The sequence below is a fragment of the Limnohabitans sp. JirII-31 genome, assembly GCF_002778315.1.
Taxonomy (GTDB): domain Bacteria; phylum Pseudomonadota; class Gammaproteobacteria; order Burkholderiales; family Burkholderiaceae_C; genus Limnohabitans.
The window spans coordinates 44,985-60,165 of sequence record NZ_NESA01000011.1; the positions used below are offsets into that span (position 1 = coordinate 44,985).

20 protein-coding genes and 1 tRNA gene are annotated in these 15,181 nt (G+C 55.5%); 11 read left to right on the forward strand and 10 right to left on the reverse strand.

Features of this window, described 5'->3' with window-relative positions:
- The first annotated feature begins 18 nt into the window (after positions 1 to 18).
- From B9Z41_RS13475 to B9Z41_RS13490, 4 genes are all read left to right on the forward strand, one after another.
- Positions 19 to 801, forward strand: coding sequence for an IclR family transcriptional regulator (locus B9Z41_RS13475; RefSeq protein ID WP_233202680.1), 783 nt, complete (start codon positions 19 to 21; stop codon positions 799 to 801).
- A gap of 459 nt (positions 802 to 1,260) precedes the next feature.
- Positions 1,261 to 1,797 (forward strand): porin family protein, encoded by a 537-nt coding sequence (locus tag B9Z41_RS13480; protein ID WP_100147597.1) that lies wholly within the window; start codon positions 1,261 to 1,263, stop codon positions 1,795 to 1,797.
- Positions 1,798 to 1,978: 181 nt separating this feature from the next.
- A complete protein-coding gene (locus tag B9Z41_RS13485; protein ID WP_100147598.1) occupies positions 1,979 to 2,233 on the forward strand; it encodes a type II toxin-antitoxin system Phd/YefM family antitoxin in 255 nt (84 codons plus the stop codon).
- A complete protein-coding gene (locus tag B9Z41_RS13490; RefSeq protein ID WP_100147599.1) occupies positions 2,230 to 2,493 on the forward strand; it encodes a Txe/YoeB family addiction module toxin in 264 nt (87 codons plus the stop codon). The genes B9Z41_RS13485 and B9Z41_RS13490 overlap by 4 nt, the downstream gene beginning before the upstream one ends.
- A gap of 119 nt (positions 2,494 to 2,612) precedes the next feature.
- Here the strand turns inward: B9Z41_RS13490 and B9Z41_RS13495 are convergent, their stop codons facing one another.
- The 6 genes from B9Z41_RS13495 to B9Z41_RS13520 form a co-directional block, all read right to left on the reverse strand.
- Entirely contained in the window at positions 2,613 to 3,764 is a 1,152-nt protein-coding gene (locus tag B9Z41_RS13495) for a Fic family protein (RefSeq protein ID WP_233202681.1), read from the reverse strand.
- 280 nt (positions 3,765 to 4,044) lie between these two features.
- Positions 4,045 to 4,119 (reverse strand) — tRNA-Arg (locus tag B9Z41_RS13500).
- Positions 4,120 to 4,167: 48 nt separating this feature from the next.
- Entirely contained in the window at positions 4,168 to 4,638 is a 471-nt protein-coding gene (locus B9Z41_RS13505) for a DoxX family protein (RefSeq protein ID WP_100147601.1), read from the reverse strand.
- 37 nt (positions 4,639 to 4,675) lie between these two features.
- Positions 4,676 to 5,860, reverse strand: coding sequence for a VWA domain-containing protein (locus B9Z41_RS13510; RefSeq protein ID WP_100147602.1), 1,185 nt, complete (start codon positions 5,858 to 5,860; stop codon positions 4,676 to 4,678).
- A 5-nt stretch (positions 5,861 to 5,865) separates the two neighbouring features.
- A complete protein-coding gene (locus B9Z41_RS13515; protein WP_100147603.1) occupies positions 5,866 to 6,081 on the reverse strand; it encodes a hypothetical protein in 216 nt (71 codons plus the stop codon).
- A 12-nt stretch (positions 6,082 to 6,093) separates the two neighbouring features.
- Positions 6,094 to 6,948 carry a MoxR family ATPase gene (locus tag B9Z41_RS13520; RefSeq protein WP_100147604.1) on the reverse strand — a complete coding sequence of 285 codons (855 nt, stop codon included), beginning with the start codon at positions 6,946 to 6,948 and terminating at the stop codon, positions 6,094 to 6,096.
- 63 nt (positions 6,949 to 7,011) lie between these two features.
- Between B9Z41_RS13520 and B9Z41_RS13525 the strand changes: the two genes are divergently transcribed.
- Positions 7,012 to 7,674, forward strand: a complete 663-nt coding sequence (locus B9Z41_RS13525) for a cytochrome c (RefSeq protein ID WP_100147605.1) — start codon at positions 7,012 to 7,014, stop codon at positions 7,672 to 7,674.
- A 68-nt stretch (positions 7,675 to 7,742) separates the two neighbouring features.
- Here the strand turns inward: B9Z41_RS13525 and B9Z41_RS13530 are convergent, their stop codons facing one another.
- Positions 7,743 to 8,921 carry a CaiB/BaiF CoA-transferase family protein gene (locus B9Z41_RS13530; RefSeq protein WP_158236182.1) on the reverse strand — a complete coding sequence of 393 codons (1,179 nt, stop codon included), beginning with the start codon at positions 8,919 to 8,921 and terminating at the stop codon, positions 7,743 to 7,745.
- Positions 8,918 to 9,352 carry a DUF1841 family protein gene (locus B9Z41_RS13535; RefSeq protein ID WP_100147669.1) on the reverse strand — a complete coding sequence of 145 codons (435 nt, stop codon included), beginning with the start codon at positions 9,350 to 9,352 and terminating at the stop codon, positions 8,918 to 8,920. Before B9Z41_RS13535 ends, B9Z41_RS13530 begins: the two co-directional genes overlap by 4 nt.
- A gap of 93 nt (positions 9,353 to 9,445) precedes the next feature.
- Here B9Z41_RS13535 and pcaF point away from each other — a divergent pair, with 93 nt between their 5' ends.
- The 3 genes from pcaF to B9Z41_RS13550 are packed head-to-tail and all read left to right on the forward strand — an operon-like array spanning position 9,446 to position 12,038.
- Positions 9,446 to 10,648: a 3-oxoadipyl-CoA thiolase gene (pcaF, locus tag B9Z41_RS13540; protein WP_100147607.1), complete on the forward strand. Its 1,203-nt coding sequence runs from the start codon at positions 9,446 to 9,448 to the stop codon at positions 10,646 to 10,648.
- An 18-nt stretch (positions 10,649 to 10,666) separates the two neighbouring features.
- Complete coding sequence (locus B9Z41_RS13545; RefSeq protein ID WP_100147608.1) at positions 10,667 to 11,395, forward strand: 3-oxoacid CoA-transferase subunit A; 729 nt, start codon at positions 10,667 to 10,669, stop codon at positions 11,393 to 11,395.
- A 1-nt stretch (position 11,396) separates the two neighbouring features.
- Positions 11,397 to 12,038 carry a 3-oxoacid CoA-transferase subunit B gene (locus B9Z41_RS13550; protein WP_100147609.1) on the forward strand — a complete coding sequence of 214 codons (642 nt, stop codon included), beginning with the start codon at positions 11,397 to 11,399 and terminating at the stop codon, positions 12,036 to 12,038.
- 13 nt (positions 12,039 to 12,051) lie between these two features.
- Here the strand turns inward: B9Z41_RS13550 and B9Z41_RS13555 are convergent, their stop codons facing one another.
- Positions 12,052 to 12,825: a ferredoxin--NADP reductase gene (locus tag B9Z41_RS13555; protein WP_100147610.1), complete on the reverse strand. Its 774-nt coding sequence runs from the start codon at positions 12,823 to 12,825 to the stop codon at positions 12,052 to 12,054.
- A 175-nt stretch (positions 12,826 to 13,000) separates the two neighbouring features.
- On the opposite strand from B9Z41_RS13555, the gene B9Z41_RS13560 reads away from it, so the two are divergent.
- The 3 genes from B9Z41_RS13560 to B9Z41_RS13570 are packed head-to-tail and all read left to right on the forward strand — an operon-like array spanning position 13,001 to position 14,703.
- Positions 13,001 to 13,474 (forward strand): MarR family winged helix-turn-helix transcriptional regulator, encoded by a 474-nt coding sequence (locus B9Z41_RS13560; protein WP_100147611.1) that lies wholly within the window; start codon positions 13,001 to 13,003, stop codon positions 13,472 to 13,474.
- Positions 13,475 to 13,478: 4 nt separating this feature from the next.
- The gene (locus B9Z41_RS13565) at positions 13,479 to 14,234 is read left to right on the forward strand and encodes a sulfite exporter TauE/SafE family protein (RefSeq protein WP_100147670.1); all 756 of its coding nucleotides are present in this window, start codon (positions 13,479 to 13,481) and stop codon (positions 14,232 to 14,234) included.
- A gap of 13 nt (positions 14,235 to 14,247) precedes the next feature.
- Positions 14,248 to 14,703 (forward strand): MaoC family dehydratase, encoded by a 456-nt coding sequence (locus tag B9Z41_RS13570; protein WP_100147612.1) that lies wholly within the window; start codon positions 14,248 to 14,250, stop codon positions 14,701 to 14,703.
- Here the strand turns inward: B9Z41_RS13570 and trmL are convergent.
- Positions 14,684 to 15,160, reverse strand: coding sequence for a tRNA (uridine(34)/cytosine(34)/5-carboxymethylaminomethyluridine(34)-2'-O)-methyltransferase TrmL (gene trmL, locus B9Z41_RS13575; protein ID WP_100147613.1), 477 nt, complete (start codon positions 15,158 to 15,160; stop codon positions 14,684 to 14,686). The two genes, B9Z41_RS13570 and trmL, sit on opposite strands and share 20 nt — an antisense overlap.
- Positions 15,161 to 15,181: the final 21 nt, after the last annotated feature.

Below are 15,181 nucleotides of genomic sequence, written 5' to 3' on the forward strand. Positions count from 1 at the left end.
CACACCAATGCAAGGGGCTTGTTTATTTCTTCTGAACCGTTAGAAGTTGCCGGAACACAAACCATCAGCAGGGCTTTTCGGGCCCTGCGCTTGGTGGCCGCGCAAGCGCCACATGGCATTCGGCTGGTTGACTTGTCGCACCAGCTCGGTCTTGAGCGACCCACGGCGCATCGCTTGCTCAAGGCCTTGGTGCAAGAAGGCATGCTGGTGCAACAGGCGGGCACGCGTCGCTACAGCCTGGGGCCGCAGTTGTTTGAGCTGGGTATTTCAGCCACCCACCAGTTCAACCTGAAAGACATTTGCCAGCCGGTGTGTGCCGCCTTGGCCGAACAAACGGGCGACACTGCATTTTTGTTTTTGCGCAGCGGCTTTGATGCGGTGTGCATTGCGCGCATTCAAGGCACCTACCCCATCCAGACACCCTCAGTGCCCGTGGGGAGTCGACAGCCCTTAGGTGTGAGTGCCGGAGGTTTGGCGCTGTTAAGTGCCTTGTCGGTCGAAGAAATGGCAACGGTCATTGCTGCGGTGGAACCCCGCTTGGCCGCGTATGGTGATTTGGACGCCGACAAATTACGAGACCTGTGTGCCTCGGCCAAGCGCGCGGGCTATGCCACCACGGGCAACCATGCCGTGCCCGGTGTGCGGGCCATTGGTTTGCCGATTTTTGACCGATCCAACACACCCATTGCCGCCATCACGGTGGCGGCCACCCAGTCGCGCATGGATGCACGACGCATTGCCACTTTGTTGCCAATGCTCAAAACAGCGGCGGCTGAGGTGACGCGGTTGTTGCGGCAGTGAGGGGTGCGTGTCGACAGACTGGTTCTCCAAATTGAGAGCTACGTAACCACTCAAAAGTTGGCGAGGCACGGATAAAGTCCGAGCAAAAAACTATGGGATTTAGCGCTTAAAAGTTCAAAAGTATCACTAGAAGGTGTTTAAACACCCCTTGGTGATACTTTTCTAAATTAATACATAAAAAAACATGATTGTTTGATTGTTAAATCAAAAGTTATATAATTTTGAGATATTTTCAAAATTGTCTCGCATGTGTTGGTTTTTATCTATTTTTATTGTGGGTTGTGGCGGTGACGCCCGAATGTTGCGTTGCTGTTCTCAAGATAGTGATTGACATCAACACAGATCCGAGAGCGAGCCCAATTTATGGATGAAGTCATTTCTACTTCATCTTAAGAATGCATCGAAAACTTCGGTGTGATTGCAACGTGACAAATGTCACATTAACTTGAAGGACCAAAAATGGAAAATCTTAAACTCGCATTCATTGCTTTCTTAGTTGTATTTGGAATAAGTTCTGTTTCTGCTCAATCTGTAAATAAAGACTCTGACTATTACGGTGAAATTGGCTATACAACGACTCATTTTAAAAATGATAAAAACGGCTTTTCTATTAATCCTAAGCTGGCACGTTTAATTATCGGTAAAGAGTTTGACAAAAACTTAGCAGTAGAGGGTGCCTATGCATTCACAACGTCTAAAGACTCTGATGTTGTAGGGAGTGTGAAGTACACAGGGAAAGTAAGTTTTTACGGTGTTTATTTAAAGCCCAAGATGGAAATTACAGAAGACGTTGAAGCCTTTGCACGAATTGGAGCACTCCACACAGAGTACTCAGACGAAGCAGGTACGGCTAACAAAAATAGACTGTCTTACGGAATCGGTATACAAGCTAAATTAACAAAAGACATTTACGGTCAAGTGGACTATATGAACTATTACAAACAAAACGGCGTCACAGCCAATGGTTTCACCATCTCTGTGGGCACCCGTTTTTAATCTTTAAGCGATCTCCTCAATGGCAAATTTACGTTTATTTTGCCATTGCACTCTTCCACCTGGCCGGTGGCTTCACGAGAATCGCCAATCTGCTTGGTATCACCCGGTAGATTGGCCTCGTTCCTTGGCTAAGGGGCATGTGAACTACAATGACCCGTCCAATAAGTTGTACAGGTTAATCATGAAAATCATCACCTACACCGAAGCCCGTAATGGCCTCAAAGCCGTGATTGATGGGGTTGTCAATGATGCAGACATTGCTGTAATAACTCGGCGTGATGGTGACAATGCTGTCGTCATGTCTCAGGCCCAATACGAAAGCATGGCTGAAACCCTTTACCTCTTGTCTAGCCCTGCAAACGCTGCACACCTTGCAGCATCCATTGCACAGCACAAAGCGGGCAAGGCAAAGCGTCGCAATCTGTTGCAGGCATGAGCCGGGACGTTTTGTTCACAGCTGCTGCATGGGGCGATTACACCTATTGGCAGGGGCAAGATAAAAAAACACTCAAACGCATTAACGCTCTGATTGAGGCAGCACGGCGCGATCCATTTCAAGGCATTGGTAAGCCTGAACCACTGGTAGGCAACCTTTCAGGCTATTGGTCACGGCGCATTGATGACACGCATCGGTTGGTTTATGCGGCAGACGACAACGAGTTGACGGTGATTGCCTGTCGCGGTCACTACCAATAGGCCGGAACAAGACGCATCGTTTTGAACGTATGCAAATTCATATGTGGTGCCTCCGACAGGAATCGAACCAGTATCTAACGCCCAAGAGGGGCAAGTCAGATGAACTTGATAGAGTTTCCTCAGGCAGACGACAGCAGTTGGATGTATCGGTCGTAGCTGAAACTCCGGTTTTTCTTGTTGCCTGTTGTCTCGGTGATCAAGCCCAATTCTTCTAGGGCTTTGACTGCTGCATTGGCTGTAGGGAAAGTGGTTCCCAGCGCCGTCTTCACCCGCTCCACGGTAAAGCGCGGCATCATTGGCAGCATCTCAAACAGGCGGTATGCAGCAGCTCCACCCTTTGGCGATTCAAGCAGTTTTCTACGGTCGGAAGCCACGAGCGAGGCGATCTTCACGATGTTCTCCTCCGCTTGGGTGGCTGCCACCTGCACCCCCTCCAGAAAGAACTGGACCCAAGACTCCCAGTCGCCTTCCTTTCGAATGGCCGACAGCAGACGGTAATACTCTGTCTGGTGCTGCTTCAAGTAGCCGCTCAGATACATCAGCGGTTCGGGTAACAAGCCCAAGTCCTCCAGCAAGGCAGAAATCAACAGTCGTCCAATACGGCCGTTGCCGTCTAGGAAGGGGTGAATCGTCTCGAACTGAGCATGGGCAAGTGCAATCCCCACCAACGGTGGCAGACCTTTGCTTTTCGCCTCCTCCCCTTTTCTAGGCTGGTCATGGATGAACTTTTCCAAATCGCTCATCAGGGCTGGTACTTTGTCTGCGGGCGGAGGGACAAAAACAGCGTTCCCCGGTCTGGTTCCTCCCAGCCAGTTTTGCGAGCGCCTCAAAGCCCCAGGTTGCTTGCCCGCCCCCCGGACACCATTGAGCAGCAACTTATGGGCCTTACGAAGCAAGCGGACACTGATCGGAAGTCCCTTGGGGTCACGCAGGTTGTCTCGCACCAGCCGGTAGGCGGCGATGTAGTTGGTGACTTCCTCCACATCGTCTGTGTTGCTCACTTCCAGACCCGCCTCGTCATCGAAGAGGTCGGTGATCGTGGCTTGAGTGCCTTCGATCTGAGAGGTCAACAAGGCTTCCTTGCGGATGGCGCTGTAAAGCAGCCAATCCACAGATGGGACCAAGCCCGACACGCCCGACAGACGCGCCAGCGCCATCTCGGCTTTGTGGTTCAGGTCTTGGTAGACCTCCAGAGCTAAGGCTGGTTTTTGTGGCGGCAATGGATGAGGCACAAACGCCTTGACCACCTCGCCAAGGGTGGTGGATTTCACATACGTTCCAGTTGCCCGTTTCATGATCAAGATATCTTTAATTCAAGCTGCTTATCTTAAAGACTTCTTTAATATGGTGCAGCCTGATGAAGATTATCTTTAACAAGGATCTTGCAGAATTCCAGCCTTTGAATGATTTGTCACAACGCACCACTCGCTATGAAAGTCGTCAGCGACACCCAAGTCCGTGAAAGCCTCAAAGCTTGATGGATGAAGTTATTAAAAATGCCGACATTACCGTAATTGCCCGGCGTGGTGGTAAGCATGTCGTTGTCATAAGTGGTGCCTCCGACAGGAATCGAACCTGTATCTAGCGCTTAGGAGGCACTCGTTCTATCCATTGAACTACGGCGGCAGCCAACCCTTATTTTAGAGGGAGGCTGGTGCACCGCTGCTAGAGAGCTCAGAGTTCTTTGCCAATTCTGCGATCAATCGAGAAAGGGCCACCGCCACGCAAGGCAACAGCCAGCATGATGAGGCCCCACATCAGTGGGTACTCGTAGCCTGGGCCGGTCCAGCCAAATTTGGGCAGGTGGTGGTAGGCAATGACGGCCATTTCAATGGTGATGGCAGCCGCAAAAAAGCGTGTAAACAAGCCCAGGGCCACGCACAAACCACCCACGGTTTCCAGCAAGATGAGCACCACGGCCAATGGCTCGGCGGCTTCGATGCCGCGTCGTGTCAAGGCTTTGGCGGCGGTGGCTTCCACGCCTTCAAGAAGTTTGGGGATGCCATGGGGCAACAGCATCAGGCCCACGGTCAAGCGAATCAGCAACCAGGTGAAGGGTTCAGCCCAGTCATACAAGGGTTTGAGTTGGGGAATCAGCAGTTGGGGTTGGGTGGTTGTGGGTTCTTGCGCGTGTTCTTCGTTCATGCTTGTCTCCGTTGGTTTTATCAAGAATGCATGTGCGCTATTTGCTGAGCATGCGCATGGCGTCTTCCAGACCTTTGAGGGTCATGGGGTACATGCGGTTGCTCACCAGTTGCTGGATGATGCTGATGCTTTGGCGGTATTGCCAGACGCCTTGTGGTTCAGGGTTGATCCAGGCGTATTTGGGGAAGGCGTGGGTCAGGCGCTGAATCCATTCGGCACCTGCTTCTTCGTTGTTGTATTCCACGCTGCCACCGGGCTGGACAATTTCATACGGGCTCATGGTGGCGTCGCCAATGAAGATGAGTTTGTAGTCTTTGTTGTATTTGCGCAGGATGTCCCAGGTGGCAAATTTTTCGGCAAAGCGGCGTTTGTTGTTGCGCCACATGAAGTCGTACACGCAGTTGTGGAAGTAATAAAACTCCAAGTGCTTGAACTCGGCTTTGGCGGCAGAAAACATTTCTTCCACGCGGGCAATGTGTTCGTCCATGGTGCCGCCCACGTCCATGAGCAACAACACTTTCACGTTGTTGTGGCGCTCGGGCACCATCTTGATGTCGAGGTAGCCCGCATTGGCTGCCGTGGCGCGGATGGTGTCTGGCAAGTCGAGTTCTTCGGCCGAGCCTTCGCGGGCAAAACGGCGCAAGCGTCGCAGTGCCACTTTGATGTTGCGGGTGCCGAGTTCTTGGGTGTCGTCGTAGTCTTGGTAGGCGCGTTGGTCCCACACTTTGACAGCGCTCTTGTTGCCACCTTTGCCGCCGATGCGAATGCCTTGGGGGTTGTAGCCGCTGTTGCCAAAGGGCGAGGTGCCACCGGTGCCAATCCATTTGTTGCCACCTTCGTGGCGTTCTTTTTGTTCTTCAAGACGTTTTTTGAGCGTCTCCATCAACTCGTCCCAGCCCATTTTTTCGATGGCGGCTTTTTGCTCGGGCGTGAGTTCTTTTTGCAGAATTTTCTCAAGCCAGTCGAGCGGGACGTTTTTGGTGAAGTCGGTGAGCATGTCCACGCCTTTGAAGTAGGCGCCAAAGGCTCGGTCGAATTTGTCGTAATGCTTTTCGTCTTTGACCAGGGTGAGACGACTCAAGAAATAAAAGTCATCCAAGCTGCATGCCTCACTGCCTGGGCCTACGACTTGTTTTTGCAGCGCTTCCAGCAAGGTGAGAAATTCCTTCACAGACACGGGCAGCTTGGCGGCACGCAGGGTGTAGAAGAAGTCGATCAGCATGGTGTTCAGTCTTGTGTGTTTTGTCGGGCGCGCAAGTAACGGGCGGCTTGCAAGCCCATGCCACCCCCTAAGCCCACCAACACAATGGCCACGATGCTGCCTGTGCCGTAGCCTTCGGCAAACAAGTCCAGGCCCAAGGTGACGCCCAGGCCATAGCCCAGCAACGCGCCCGCGACAAAGCCCACGGCGTCGCTGAGTCCTTCCATCAATGAGGCAAACATGGCAGCTCCTCTTTAACGGTTGCGGCTTTGCATGAACACCAGTTTTTCGAACAGAGTGACGTCTTGTTCGTTTTTGAGCAAAGCGCCCACCAGCGGTGGGATGGCCACTTTCTCATCTTTGGTTTGCAAGGCTTCGAGAGGAATGTCTTCTGCAACCAGCAGTTTGAGCCAGTCGAGCAATTCGCTGGTGGATGGTTTTTTCTTCAAGCCGGGCAGGTTACGAATGTCAAAGAATGTTTTCATGGCCACACTCAACAGCTCTTGTTTGAGCTGTGGAAAGTGCACGGCCACGATGTGGCGCATGGTTTCGGCATCCGGGAACTTGATGTAATGAAAGAAACAGCGACGCAAGAAAGCGTCGGGCAGTTCCTTCTCATTGTTGGAAGTGATGAACACCAAGGGACGATTTTTGGCTTTGATCAGTTCACGGGTTTCGTAGCAATAAAACTCCATGCGGTCGATCTCGCGCAACAAGTCGTTGGGGAATTCGATATCGGCTTTGTCGATCTCATCAATCAGCAGTGCCACAGGTTGCTCTGCGGTGAAGGCCTGCCACAGCACGCCTTTGATGATGTAGTTTTGAATGTCTTTGACGCGTGCGCCGCCATCCAGGTCGGCCATTTGGCTGTCGCGCAGTCGACTGACTGCGTCGTACTCGTAGAGGCCTTGTTGGGCCTTGGTGGTGGATTTGATGTGCCATTGCAGCAGGGGCATGCCCAAGGCCTGTGCGACCTCTTCAGCCAGCATGGTCTTGCCTGTGCCGGGTTCGCCTTTGACCAGCAAGGGGCGTTGAAGGGTGATGGCCGCGTTGACGGCGAGCATCAGGTCTTGCGTTGCAACGTAGTTGTCGGTGCCGGTGAATTTCATGTGAGTTGGCTCTATATAATGAACGGTTGACTTTTATCAATCTGTCTCGAAGACATCTGCACTATGAACAAGTCTCTCTCAATCGTGTTTGCTTTCGTTGTCGCCGCTGCGACCTTTTCAGTCCAAGCTCAAGAGCTCAAAGGCGACGCCAAAGCTGGCGAAAAAAAGATTGCCATGTGCATTGGCTGTCACGGGATTATTGGCTACCAAGCCAGCTTCCCTGAAGTGTACAAAGTCCCCAAAATTTCAGGCCAAGGTGTGAAGTACATCACCTCTGCTTTGAACGCCTACAAAAAAGGCGAGCGCAAGCACCCCACCATGCGCAGCATTGCCACCAGCTTGAGCGACCAAGATATTGCCGATATGGCTGCTTACTACTCAACCCACGGTGTGGTGGAAGGTGCTGTATTGCCTGAAAAAGCCACTGAGCCCAAAGGCAATGTGGCTGAGTTGGTGAAGAAGGGCGCTTGTACTTCGTGCCATGGTGAAAACTTTGCCAAGCCGATTGACCCGAGCTACCCCAAGCTGGCTGGCCAAAACGCCGATTACTTGTTTGTGGCTTTGAAGTCCTACAAGGTGGAAGGTACGGCGACCTGGGGCCGTGGCAACGGCGTGATGGGTGGTGTGGCCAAGCAGTTCAGCAATGCTGAACTCAAAGAGCTGGCCAACTATGTGTCGGCACAACAAGGCGATTTGAAAACTGTGCCTCAGTCGAAGTTCCGTTGATCTGAACGTTTCTTCTGCCAAAAGAGCCCGCTGCATGCGGGCTTTTTTGCGTCTGTGTGGTGGTGCGTTCAACGGCCGATTTCGCGCAGCACTTCTTGCGTGTGTTGTCCCAAGGTGGGCGCAGGTCGCCACACGCCCGTGGGTGTGTTTGTCATGCGCACGGGTGGGCGCAGTTGGCGCAACAGCCCTTCGTGAGGGTGCGGGATGTCGAGCCATCCCTCGGTGGCTGTGAGGTGTGGGTCGGTCAGCAAGTCATCGAGCTTCATCATGGGCATCACTGGGATGTCGTGTTGCGCCAAGTCTTGCAACCATTGCGCGCTGGTGCGTGTGCGCATGTGTTCCCCCACAAAGTCATACAGCGCATCAATGTGGGCAATGCGTTGGCTTTGAGTGCCAAAGCGCGGGTTGGTGGTGAACAACTCAGGTTGTCCGATCAAGCGTAAAAAAGACTGCCAATGCTTGTCGGTGTACATCAAGGCGCAGATGTGACCGTCTTGGGTTGCGTAGGGCTTGCGGTTGGCGGCGAGCATGCGCGAGTGGCCCATGGGGGCGATGGGGGGCTGCCAAGTTTCGCCACCCAAATGTTCGCCCAGTACAAACTGCAGCAGGCATTCGAACATGGGGACTTCCACATGCTGTCCCACGCCTGTGCGGTAGCGCGCGATGACTGCTGCCAGCACCGCATGCACCATGTGGAGTCCGGTCACACGGTCGGCAAAGGTGGCTGGTACATAGCGCGGCTCGTGGCTGCCGCTTTGGGTCATGAGCCACGGAATGCAGGCTGCGCCCTGGATCAAATCGTCGTAGGCCGGCCAGTCTGAATAGGGTCCGCCTTCGCTATACCCGTAAGCACCACACACGACCAAGCGCGGGTTGCGTGCATGCAAGGCTTCAAACGACAGCCCCAAACGTGCCATAGAGGCGGGGCGGATGTTGTAGGTCAGCACATCGGCGGTGTCACACAGGGCCAGCAAGGCCTCGCGTTGTTCGGCTTGGCGCAAGTCCAGCACGACAGAGCGTTTGTTGCGGTTGGTGTTGATGAAGATGTGGCCCATGCCCAGATGTTTCATCGGACCCGCCTGGCGCATGATGTCGCCCCCGGGGGGCTCAATTTTGATCACGTCAGCGCCGTAGTCGCCCAAGATTTGGGTGGCATAGGGGCCCAGAACCACGCCGGTCAGATCGACCACGCGCAGGCCAGCGAGCGCGCCAAGCAGGCTTTGGGTGGTGTCAGTGACGGAGGTCAATCGCGGGTGGCGCGTCGTTGGACGGCATCCATGTAGGCCTGGCCATCGGGGGGGCGTCCGCTGCGCTGGCTTTCCCAGATCATTTGGCCCAGGGCCTCCATGGTTTCATGGTGTGCATCGTGCAGCGAGTCGCGTCTAGCGGCCAGTAGCTCGACGGCCTGTCGGATGCCACGCGGCTGGTCGATGGAGCATTGTTCACTGACCGACAAATGCATGGACAGGTGCAAGAACGGGTTGACCTTGCCGTCTTTCACCTCGTACATGCGCTCCAGCGCTGCGGCTTCATCGGCGAAGTCGGCATGGTATTCGGGGTGCTCGGCCACCCATTGGCTGGCCAAGGTCTCTAGCGCGTCCATGGGCTGTGCGTTGCGCCACTTGGCATAGACCGAACAAAAAAAGCGCCGAACGTCGGCTTGACTGGGTTCAAACATGCCCAGCATTGTCACTCAGGCGCCCGGTTTGGCGTGGGGTGGTGCGCGGCTTGATACATTTACCGGTTACACAAGTTTCATTTGAGGAAGACCATGAACCAAGCCTTCATTTGCGATGCCATCCGCACCCCTTTTGGCCGTTACGGTGGCGCTTTGTCGTCCGTGCGCACGGATGATCTGGGCGCTATTCCGCTCAAAGCCTTGATGGCACGCAATCCCAACGTGGATTGGTTGGCTGTGACCGACTTGATTTATGGCTGTGTCAACCAAGCCGGTGAGGACAACCGCAACGTGGGCCACATGGCCAGTTTGCTGGCGGGGCTGCCCCTGGAATTGCCAGGCGCCACCATCAACCGTTTGTGCGGTTCGGGCATGGACGCCATTGGGACTGCCGCGCGGGCCATCAAGGCGGGCGAGGCCACGCTGATGATTGCTGGCGGTGTGGAGAGCATGAGCCGTTCGCCCTTTGTGATGCCCAAGGCCGAGAGTGCATTCAGCCGCAGCAATGCGGTGTACGACACCACGATTGGCTGGCGCTTCATCAACAAGTTGATAAAAGAAAAGTATGGCGTGGACTCGATGCCTGAGACGGCAGAGAACGTGGCCACCGATTTCAAGATCGAGCGTGAAGCCCAAGACCGCATGGCGCTGGCCAGCCAGATGAAGGCCGTGGCTGCGCAAAAGGCAGGCTACTTTGATGCTGAAATTTGCCCTGTCACCATCCCTCAGAAAAAGGGCGATGCCGTGGTGGTGAGCCAAGACGAGCACCCACGTGCGACCAGCCTAGAGTCGTTGGCCAAACTCAAGCCAGTGGTGCGCCCTGATGGCACGGTGACAGCCGGCAACGCCAGTGGCGTGAATGACGGCGCGTGCGCGGTGTTGTTGGCCGATGAGAAAACTGCGGCCCAGCAAGGACTGACGCCCAAAGCCCGCGTGGTGGGCATGGCCACAGCGGGTGTGCCACCGCGCATCATGGGCATTGGCCCGGCACCTGCGACACAAAAAGTGTTGGCATTGACGGGTTTGACGCTGGCGGATTTGGATGTGATTGAGCTCAACGAAGCGTTTGCTGCGCAGGGCTTGGCGGTGCTGCGCCAGTTGGGCTTGCAAGACGATGACCCGCGTGTGAACCCCAACGGCGGGGCGATTGCCTTGGGTCACCCCTTGGGCGCAAGTGGCGCGCGCTTGGTGACGACCGCCATCAACCAGTTGCACCGCACCGGTGGTCGTTATGCCTTGTGCACCATGTGCATTGGCGTGGGTCAAGGCATCGCCATGATCGTTGAGCGTGTTTAAAACAGCAGGGCGATTGGCATGATCAACAAAATTGCACCTTCGGTGGCCCATGCATTGCAAGGTTTGCGAGACAACCAAACCTTGTTGATTGGTGGGTTTGGTACCGCAGGGATTCCCGATGAATTGATCGATGGCTTGATTGCCGTGGTGCGCGAGCGCCACGTGCAGGGCCTGACGGTGGTCAACAACAACGCAGGCAATGGCGAAAGCGGTTTGGCCGCTTTGCTGCAAACTGGCTGTGTACGCAAAGTGATTTGCAGCTTCCCTCGTCAGGCAGACAGCTATGTGTTTGACGGCTTGTACCGTTCGGGCAAGTTGGCGTTGGAGCTGGTGCCGCAAGGTAACTTGGCGGAGCGCATTCGTGCCGCAGGGGCTGGCATTGGCGCGTTCTTCACGCCCACAGGTTTTGGCACCGAGTTGGCCAAACACAGCGATGGTTCCCCCAAAGAGACCCGCGAAATCAATGGCCGCATGTATGTGCTGGAGCACCCTATCCATGCCGACATTGCCTTGATCAAGGCCGAGCGAGGCGACCGTTGGGGCAACCTGACCTACCGCAAGGCTGCACGCAATTTTGGGCCAGTGATGGCCACTGCTGCCAAGTGCACCATTGCGTCGGTGCACGAGGTGGTGGAACTCGGCAGCTTAGACCCCGAGAGCATTGTGACGCCCGGTATTTTTGTCAGCCACGTGGTGCAAGTGCCACGTGTGGCCACCCAAGGTGGTGGTTTCAAGAAGGAGGCATGAGATGGCCTACACCCGAAAAACCAAAGACCAAATGGCGGCCCGTGTGGCCCAAGACATTCCCGATGGCGCTTATGTGAATTTGGGCATTGGCATGCCCACCCAAGTGGCCAACCACTTGCCCCAAGGCTTGGAAGTGATTTTGCACAGCGAGAACGGCATCTTGGGCATGGGCCCTGCGCCTGCTGCGGGTCAAGAAGATTACGACTTGATCAACGCGGGCAAACAACCCGTGACCTTGATGCCTGGCGGCGCGTTTTTTCACCACGCGGACAGTTTTTCGATGATGCGTGGTGGGCACTTGGACATTTGTGTGCTGGGCGCTTTTCAGGTCAGCGAACAGGGAGATTTGGCCAATTGGCACACCGGTGAGCCAGGTGCCATTCCCGCTGTGGGTGGGGCCATGGACTTGGCGATTGGCGCTAAACAAACCTGGGTGATGATGGATTTGTTGACCAAGCAAGGTGCCAGCAAAGTGGTGCGCGCGTGCAGCTACCCGGTCACGGGCTTGGCTTGCGTCAAGCGCATTTACACCGATTTGGCCACGCTCGAAGTCACGCCCCAAGGGCTGCGCCTGATCGATGCGGTGGATGGTTTGTCACGCGACGAGCTGGCGCAGTTGGTGGGCTTGCCGATTCACGGCTGAGCCCACGCAGCGTTCACTGCTCGGCGAACGCGCGCTCGATCACAAAGTCGCCGGGCTTGGTGGTGTTGCCCTCTTTGAAGCCACGCTCTTCGAGTATGTGCTTCAAATCCTTGAGCATTTGTGGGCTGCCACAAATCATCACGCGGTCGTCCGTGGGGTTGAAGGCCGGCAGCCCCAGGTCGCTGAACAATTTGCCGCTCTCGATGGCGTCGGTCAGACGGCCCTGGTTTTTGAATGGCTCACGCGTGACCGTGGGGTAGTACAGAAATTTCTCACGCACCATCTCGCCCAGGAACTCGTGCTGGGGCAGCTCTTGTGTGAGGTGGTCGTGGTAGGCCAGCTCTTTGACCTCGCGCACGCCGTGCACCAAGATCACTTTGTCAAAACGCTCATACGTGTCGGGGTCGCGGATGACGCTCAAGAACGGTGCCATGCCGGTGCCGGTAGAGAGCAGGTACAAGTTTTTACCGGGCAACAAATAGTCAATCAGCAGCGTGCCCGTGGGCTTGCGTCCGACGATGATTTTGTCGCCCACCTGGATGTGTTGTAGACGCGAGGTGAGGGGGCCGTCTTGCACCTTGATGCTCAAGAACTCCAGGTGCTCCTCGTAGTTGGGGCTGACGATGCTGTAGGCGCGCAGCAGGGGTTTGTTGTTGACGCGCAGGCCGATCATGGTGAAGTGGCCGTTGGAGAAACGCAGCGCGGTGTCGCGCGTGGTGGTGAAGCTGAACAAGCGGTCGGTCCAGTGATGAACCGTCAACACTTCTTCTTCGTGGAATGCACTCATGACAAATAAAAGCTTTTTAAATCAAGGCGCTAGTGTAGGTGAGGCCTTCTAACGTCTGGCTATATCCATATGCCTTGGCGCAAGGGTCAATGGGCCATGCAGGGCGCGCTGGTCCTGGTGATAGCATCTTTGGCAATTCTTGTTCCTGTGCTGATAAGGCTCTGTTTCTCGCGCTATGCCATCTTCTGTGCCTTCGTCGTTACCTCTGTCTGAGTTGCCCGGTCATTACATCCGTCGTTTGCAGCAAATTGCTGTGGGCGTGTTCATGGACGAAACCCAGGCGTTTGGACTCACGCCGGTGCAATTTGCCGCTTTGAATGCCGTGATGGCTCAACCGGGCATGGACCAGCGTACCTTGGCTTCTGGCATTGGGTTTGACACCTCCACCATTGGCGGGGTGGTGGATCGGCTGGAGGCGCGTGGCTGGGTCGCAAGACAGGTGTCACCTGAAGACCGCCGTGCCCGTTTGCTGCGTGTCACACCCGAGGGTCAACAACTGCTGGCCGATGTGAGCGATGCCGTGCTCAGAACGCAACAACGCATCCTGAGTCCTCTGCCTGAAGCGCAACGCGATGAGTTTTTGCGCATGCTCAAGGTGTTGGTGGATGCCAACAACGAGGCCAGTCGGGCACCACGCAGCTTGGAATGATGTGCTGACCGATTACCTGATCACCGACCCTTTCTTTTATGTGGTGGCCGCTCCCGCTGTGGTGTTGGTGGGCATCAGCAAAAGTGGATTTGGCGCAGGGTTTGGTTCATTGGCTGTGCCCTTGATGGCCATGGCGGTGACGGTGCCTCAAGCGGCAGCCATTTTGATGCCCCTGTTGTTTGTGATCGATGTGCTGGGTATTGCGGCGTATCGGCGTGACTTTGATCTGTCCTTGCTCAAGTTTTTAGTGCCTTGGGGTTTGGTGGGCACGCTGGTGGGGTATCTGTCATTTAGCCTGTTGGAGACCCACTGGGTCGCGGGTTTGGTGGGCTTTTTCACCCTGCTGTTTTTGGCGCAGCGCGTGTTGTTTCCTCCCGCTGCACAGGGGCACGCGCCGCCGCGCTGGCTGGGAGCGATATTGACCACCTTGTCTGGCTTCACCAGTTTCATTGCGCACACGGGCGCGCCACCCGTGAACGCGTATTTGTTGCCCATGCGTCTGGACCCGGTCAAGTTTGCTGCCACGTTGTCGGTGTATTTTTTCTTCATGAATTTTGCCAAGTGGGTGCCATACGCGGCCTTGGGCTTGCTCGATTGGCGCAACTTGTGCACGGCACTGGTGCTGATGCCTTTGGTCCCTGTGGGCGTGTGGTCTGGTGTGCGGATTGCCCGGCGTATTGAGCCCAAGTTGTTTTACCAAATGGTGCATCTGGGTATGCTGCTGACCGGTAGCAAGCTGATGTGGGACGCTTTGCATTGAAGAAAGGTGAGCGATGAAGGTATTTGATTCGTTGCAGCAGGTGCAGGCCTGGGTCGGGCAGGGCGAGTTGCTCGGTGATTGGCTGACGGTGACCCAAGAACAAATCAACCAATTTGCCAAAGCCACGGGCGATGAGCAGTGGATTCATGTGGACGAAGAGCGTGCCCAGTCAGGCCCCTTTGGTGCAACGATTGCACATGGGTTTCTCACGCTCTCGTTGCTACCCAAGCTGTGCGCCACGGCGTTCCAGATACGCGGTGTGCGTTTGGGGGTGAATTACGGTTTGAACAAGGTGCGCTTCACGGCGCCAGTGCCCGTCAACAGCCGCTTGCGCGCGCGCTTGGTGCTCAAGTCGTGCGACCCGCTAGAGGGCAACGGCATGCAGCTCACATGGGTGACGACCATTGAGCGCGAGGGCGCGGACAAACCGGTGTGTGTGGCAGAGTCACTCACGCGCTGGTATGCATAGCAAACTGGTTTTGTCGCCAGGCTTCGAAGACCAGCACTGCCACAGCATTGGACAGGTTCAAGCTGCGCTGGCCTTCGCGCATGGGCAGACGCAGTCGTTGTGCGGCTGCGAAGCTGTCGCGCACATCAGGTGGCAGACCACTGGTTTCTGAGCCAAAGACAAACCAGTCGCCTGGCTGATACGACACGTCATGTGCAGCGCCAGAGCCTTTGGTGGTGAGCGCAAACATGCGTGTGGGGTCTGGCTGTTGGGCATCTAAAAACTGCGCCCAACTGGCATGACGATGCACGGGGGCGTACTCGTGGTAGTCCAGGCCAGCGCGGCGCATGTGTTTGTCTTCCATCGAAAACCCCAGTGGCTCAATCAGGTGCAAGGCGCAGCCTGTGTTGGCGGCGAGCCGGATGACGTTGCCCGTGTTGGGGGGAATTTCGGGGTGGACCAGAACAATATTGAACATGTGCGGATTGTCCTGCAAGAA

Excerpts from the sequence above, each read along its gene's own strand:
- B9Z41_RS13480 (WP_100147597.1), top strand. The coding sequence starts at position 1,261 with ATGGAAAATCTTAAACTCGCATTCATTGCTTTCTTAGTTGTATTTGGA.
- B9Z41_RS13485 (WP_100147598.1), top strand. The coding sequence starts at position 1,979 with ATGAAAATCATCACCTACACCGAAGCCCGTAATGGCCTCAAAGCCGTG.
- B9Z41_RS13490 (WP_100147599.1), top strand. The coding sequence starts at position 2,230 with ATGAGCCGGGACGTTTTGTTCACAGCTGCTGCATGGGGCGATTACACC.
- B9Z41_RS13505 (WP_100147601.1), bottom strand. The coding sequence starts at position 4,638 with ATGAACGAAGAACACGCGCAAGAACCCACAACCACCCAACCCCAACTG.
- B9Z41_RS13510 (WP_100147602.1), bottom strand. The coding sequence starts at position 5,860 with ATGCTGATCGACTTCTTCTACACCCTGCGTGCCGCCAAGCTGCCCGTG.
- B9Z41_RS13515 (WP_100147603.1), bottom strand. The coding sequence starts at position 6,081 with ATGTTTGCCTCATTGATGGAAGGACTCAGCGACGCCGTGGGCTTTGTC.
- B9Z41_RS13520 (WP_100147604.1), bottom strand. The coding sequence starts at position 6,948 with ATGAAATTCACCGGCACCGACAACTACGTTGCAACGCAAGACCTGATG.
- B9Z41_RS13525 (WP_100147605.1), top strand. The coding sequence starts at position 7,012 with ATGAACAAGTCTCTCTCAATCGTGTTTGCTTTCGTTGTCGCCGCTGCG.
- B9Z41_RS13535 (WP_100147669.1), bottom strand. The coding sequence starts at position 9,352 with ATGTTTGAACCCAGTCAAGCCGACGTTCGGCGCTTTTTTTGTTCGGTC.
- pcaF (WP_100147607.1), top strand. The coding sequence starts at position 9,446 with ATGAACCAAGCCTTCATTTGCGATGCCATCCGCACCCCTTTTGGCCGT.
- B9Z41_RS13545 (WP_100147608.1), top strand. The coding sequence starts at position 10,667 with ATGATCAACAAAATTGCACCTTCGGTGGCCCATGCATTGCAAGGTTTG.
- B9Z41_RS13550 (WP_100147609.1), top strand. The coding sequence starts at position 11,397 with ATGGCCTACACCCGAAAAACCAAAGACCAAATGGCGGCCCGTGTGGCC.
- B9Z41_RS13555 (WP_100147610.1), bottom strand. The coding sequence starts at position 12,825 with ATGAGTGCATTCCACGAAGAAGAAGTGTTGACGGTTCATCACTGGACC.
- B9Z41_RS13560 (WP_100147611.1), top strand. The coding sequence starts at position 13,001 with ATGCCATCTTCTGTGCCTTCGTCGTTACCTCTGTCTGAGTTGCCCGGT.
- B9Z41_RS13570 (WP_100147612.1), top strand. The coding sequence starts at position 14,248 with ATGAAGGTATTTGATTCGTTGCAGCAGGTGCAGGCCTGGGTCGGGCAG.
- trmL (WP_100147613.1), bottom strand. The coding sequence starts at position 15,160 with ATGTTCAATATTGTTCTGGTCCACCCCGAAATTCCCCCCAACACGGGC.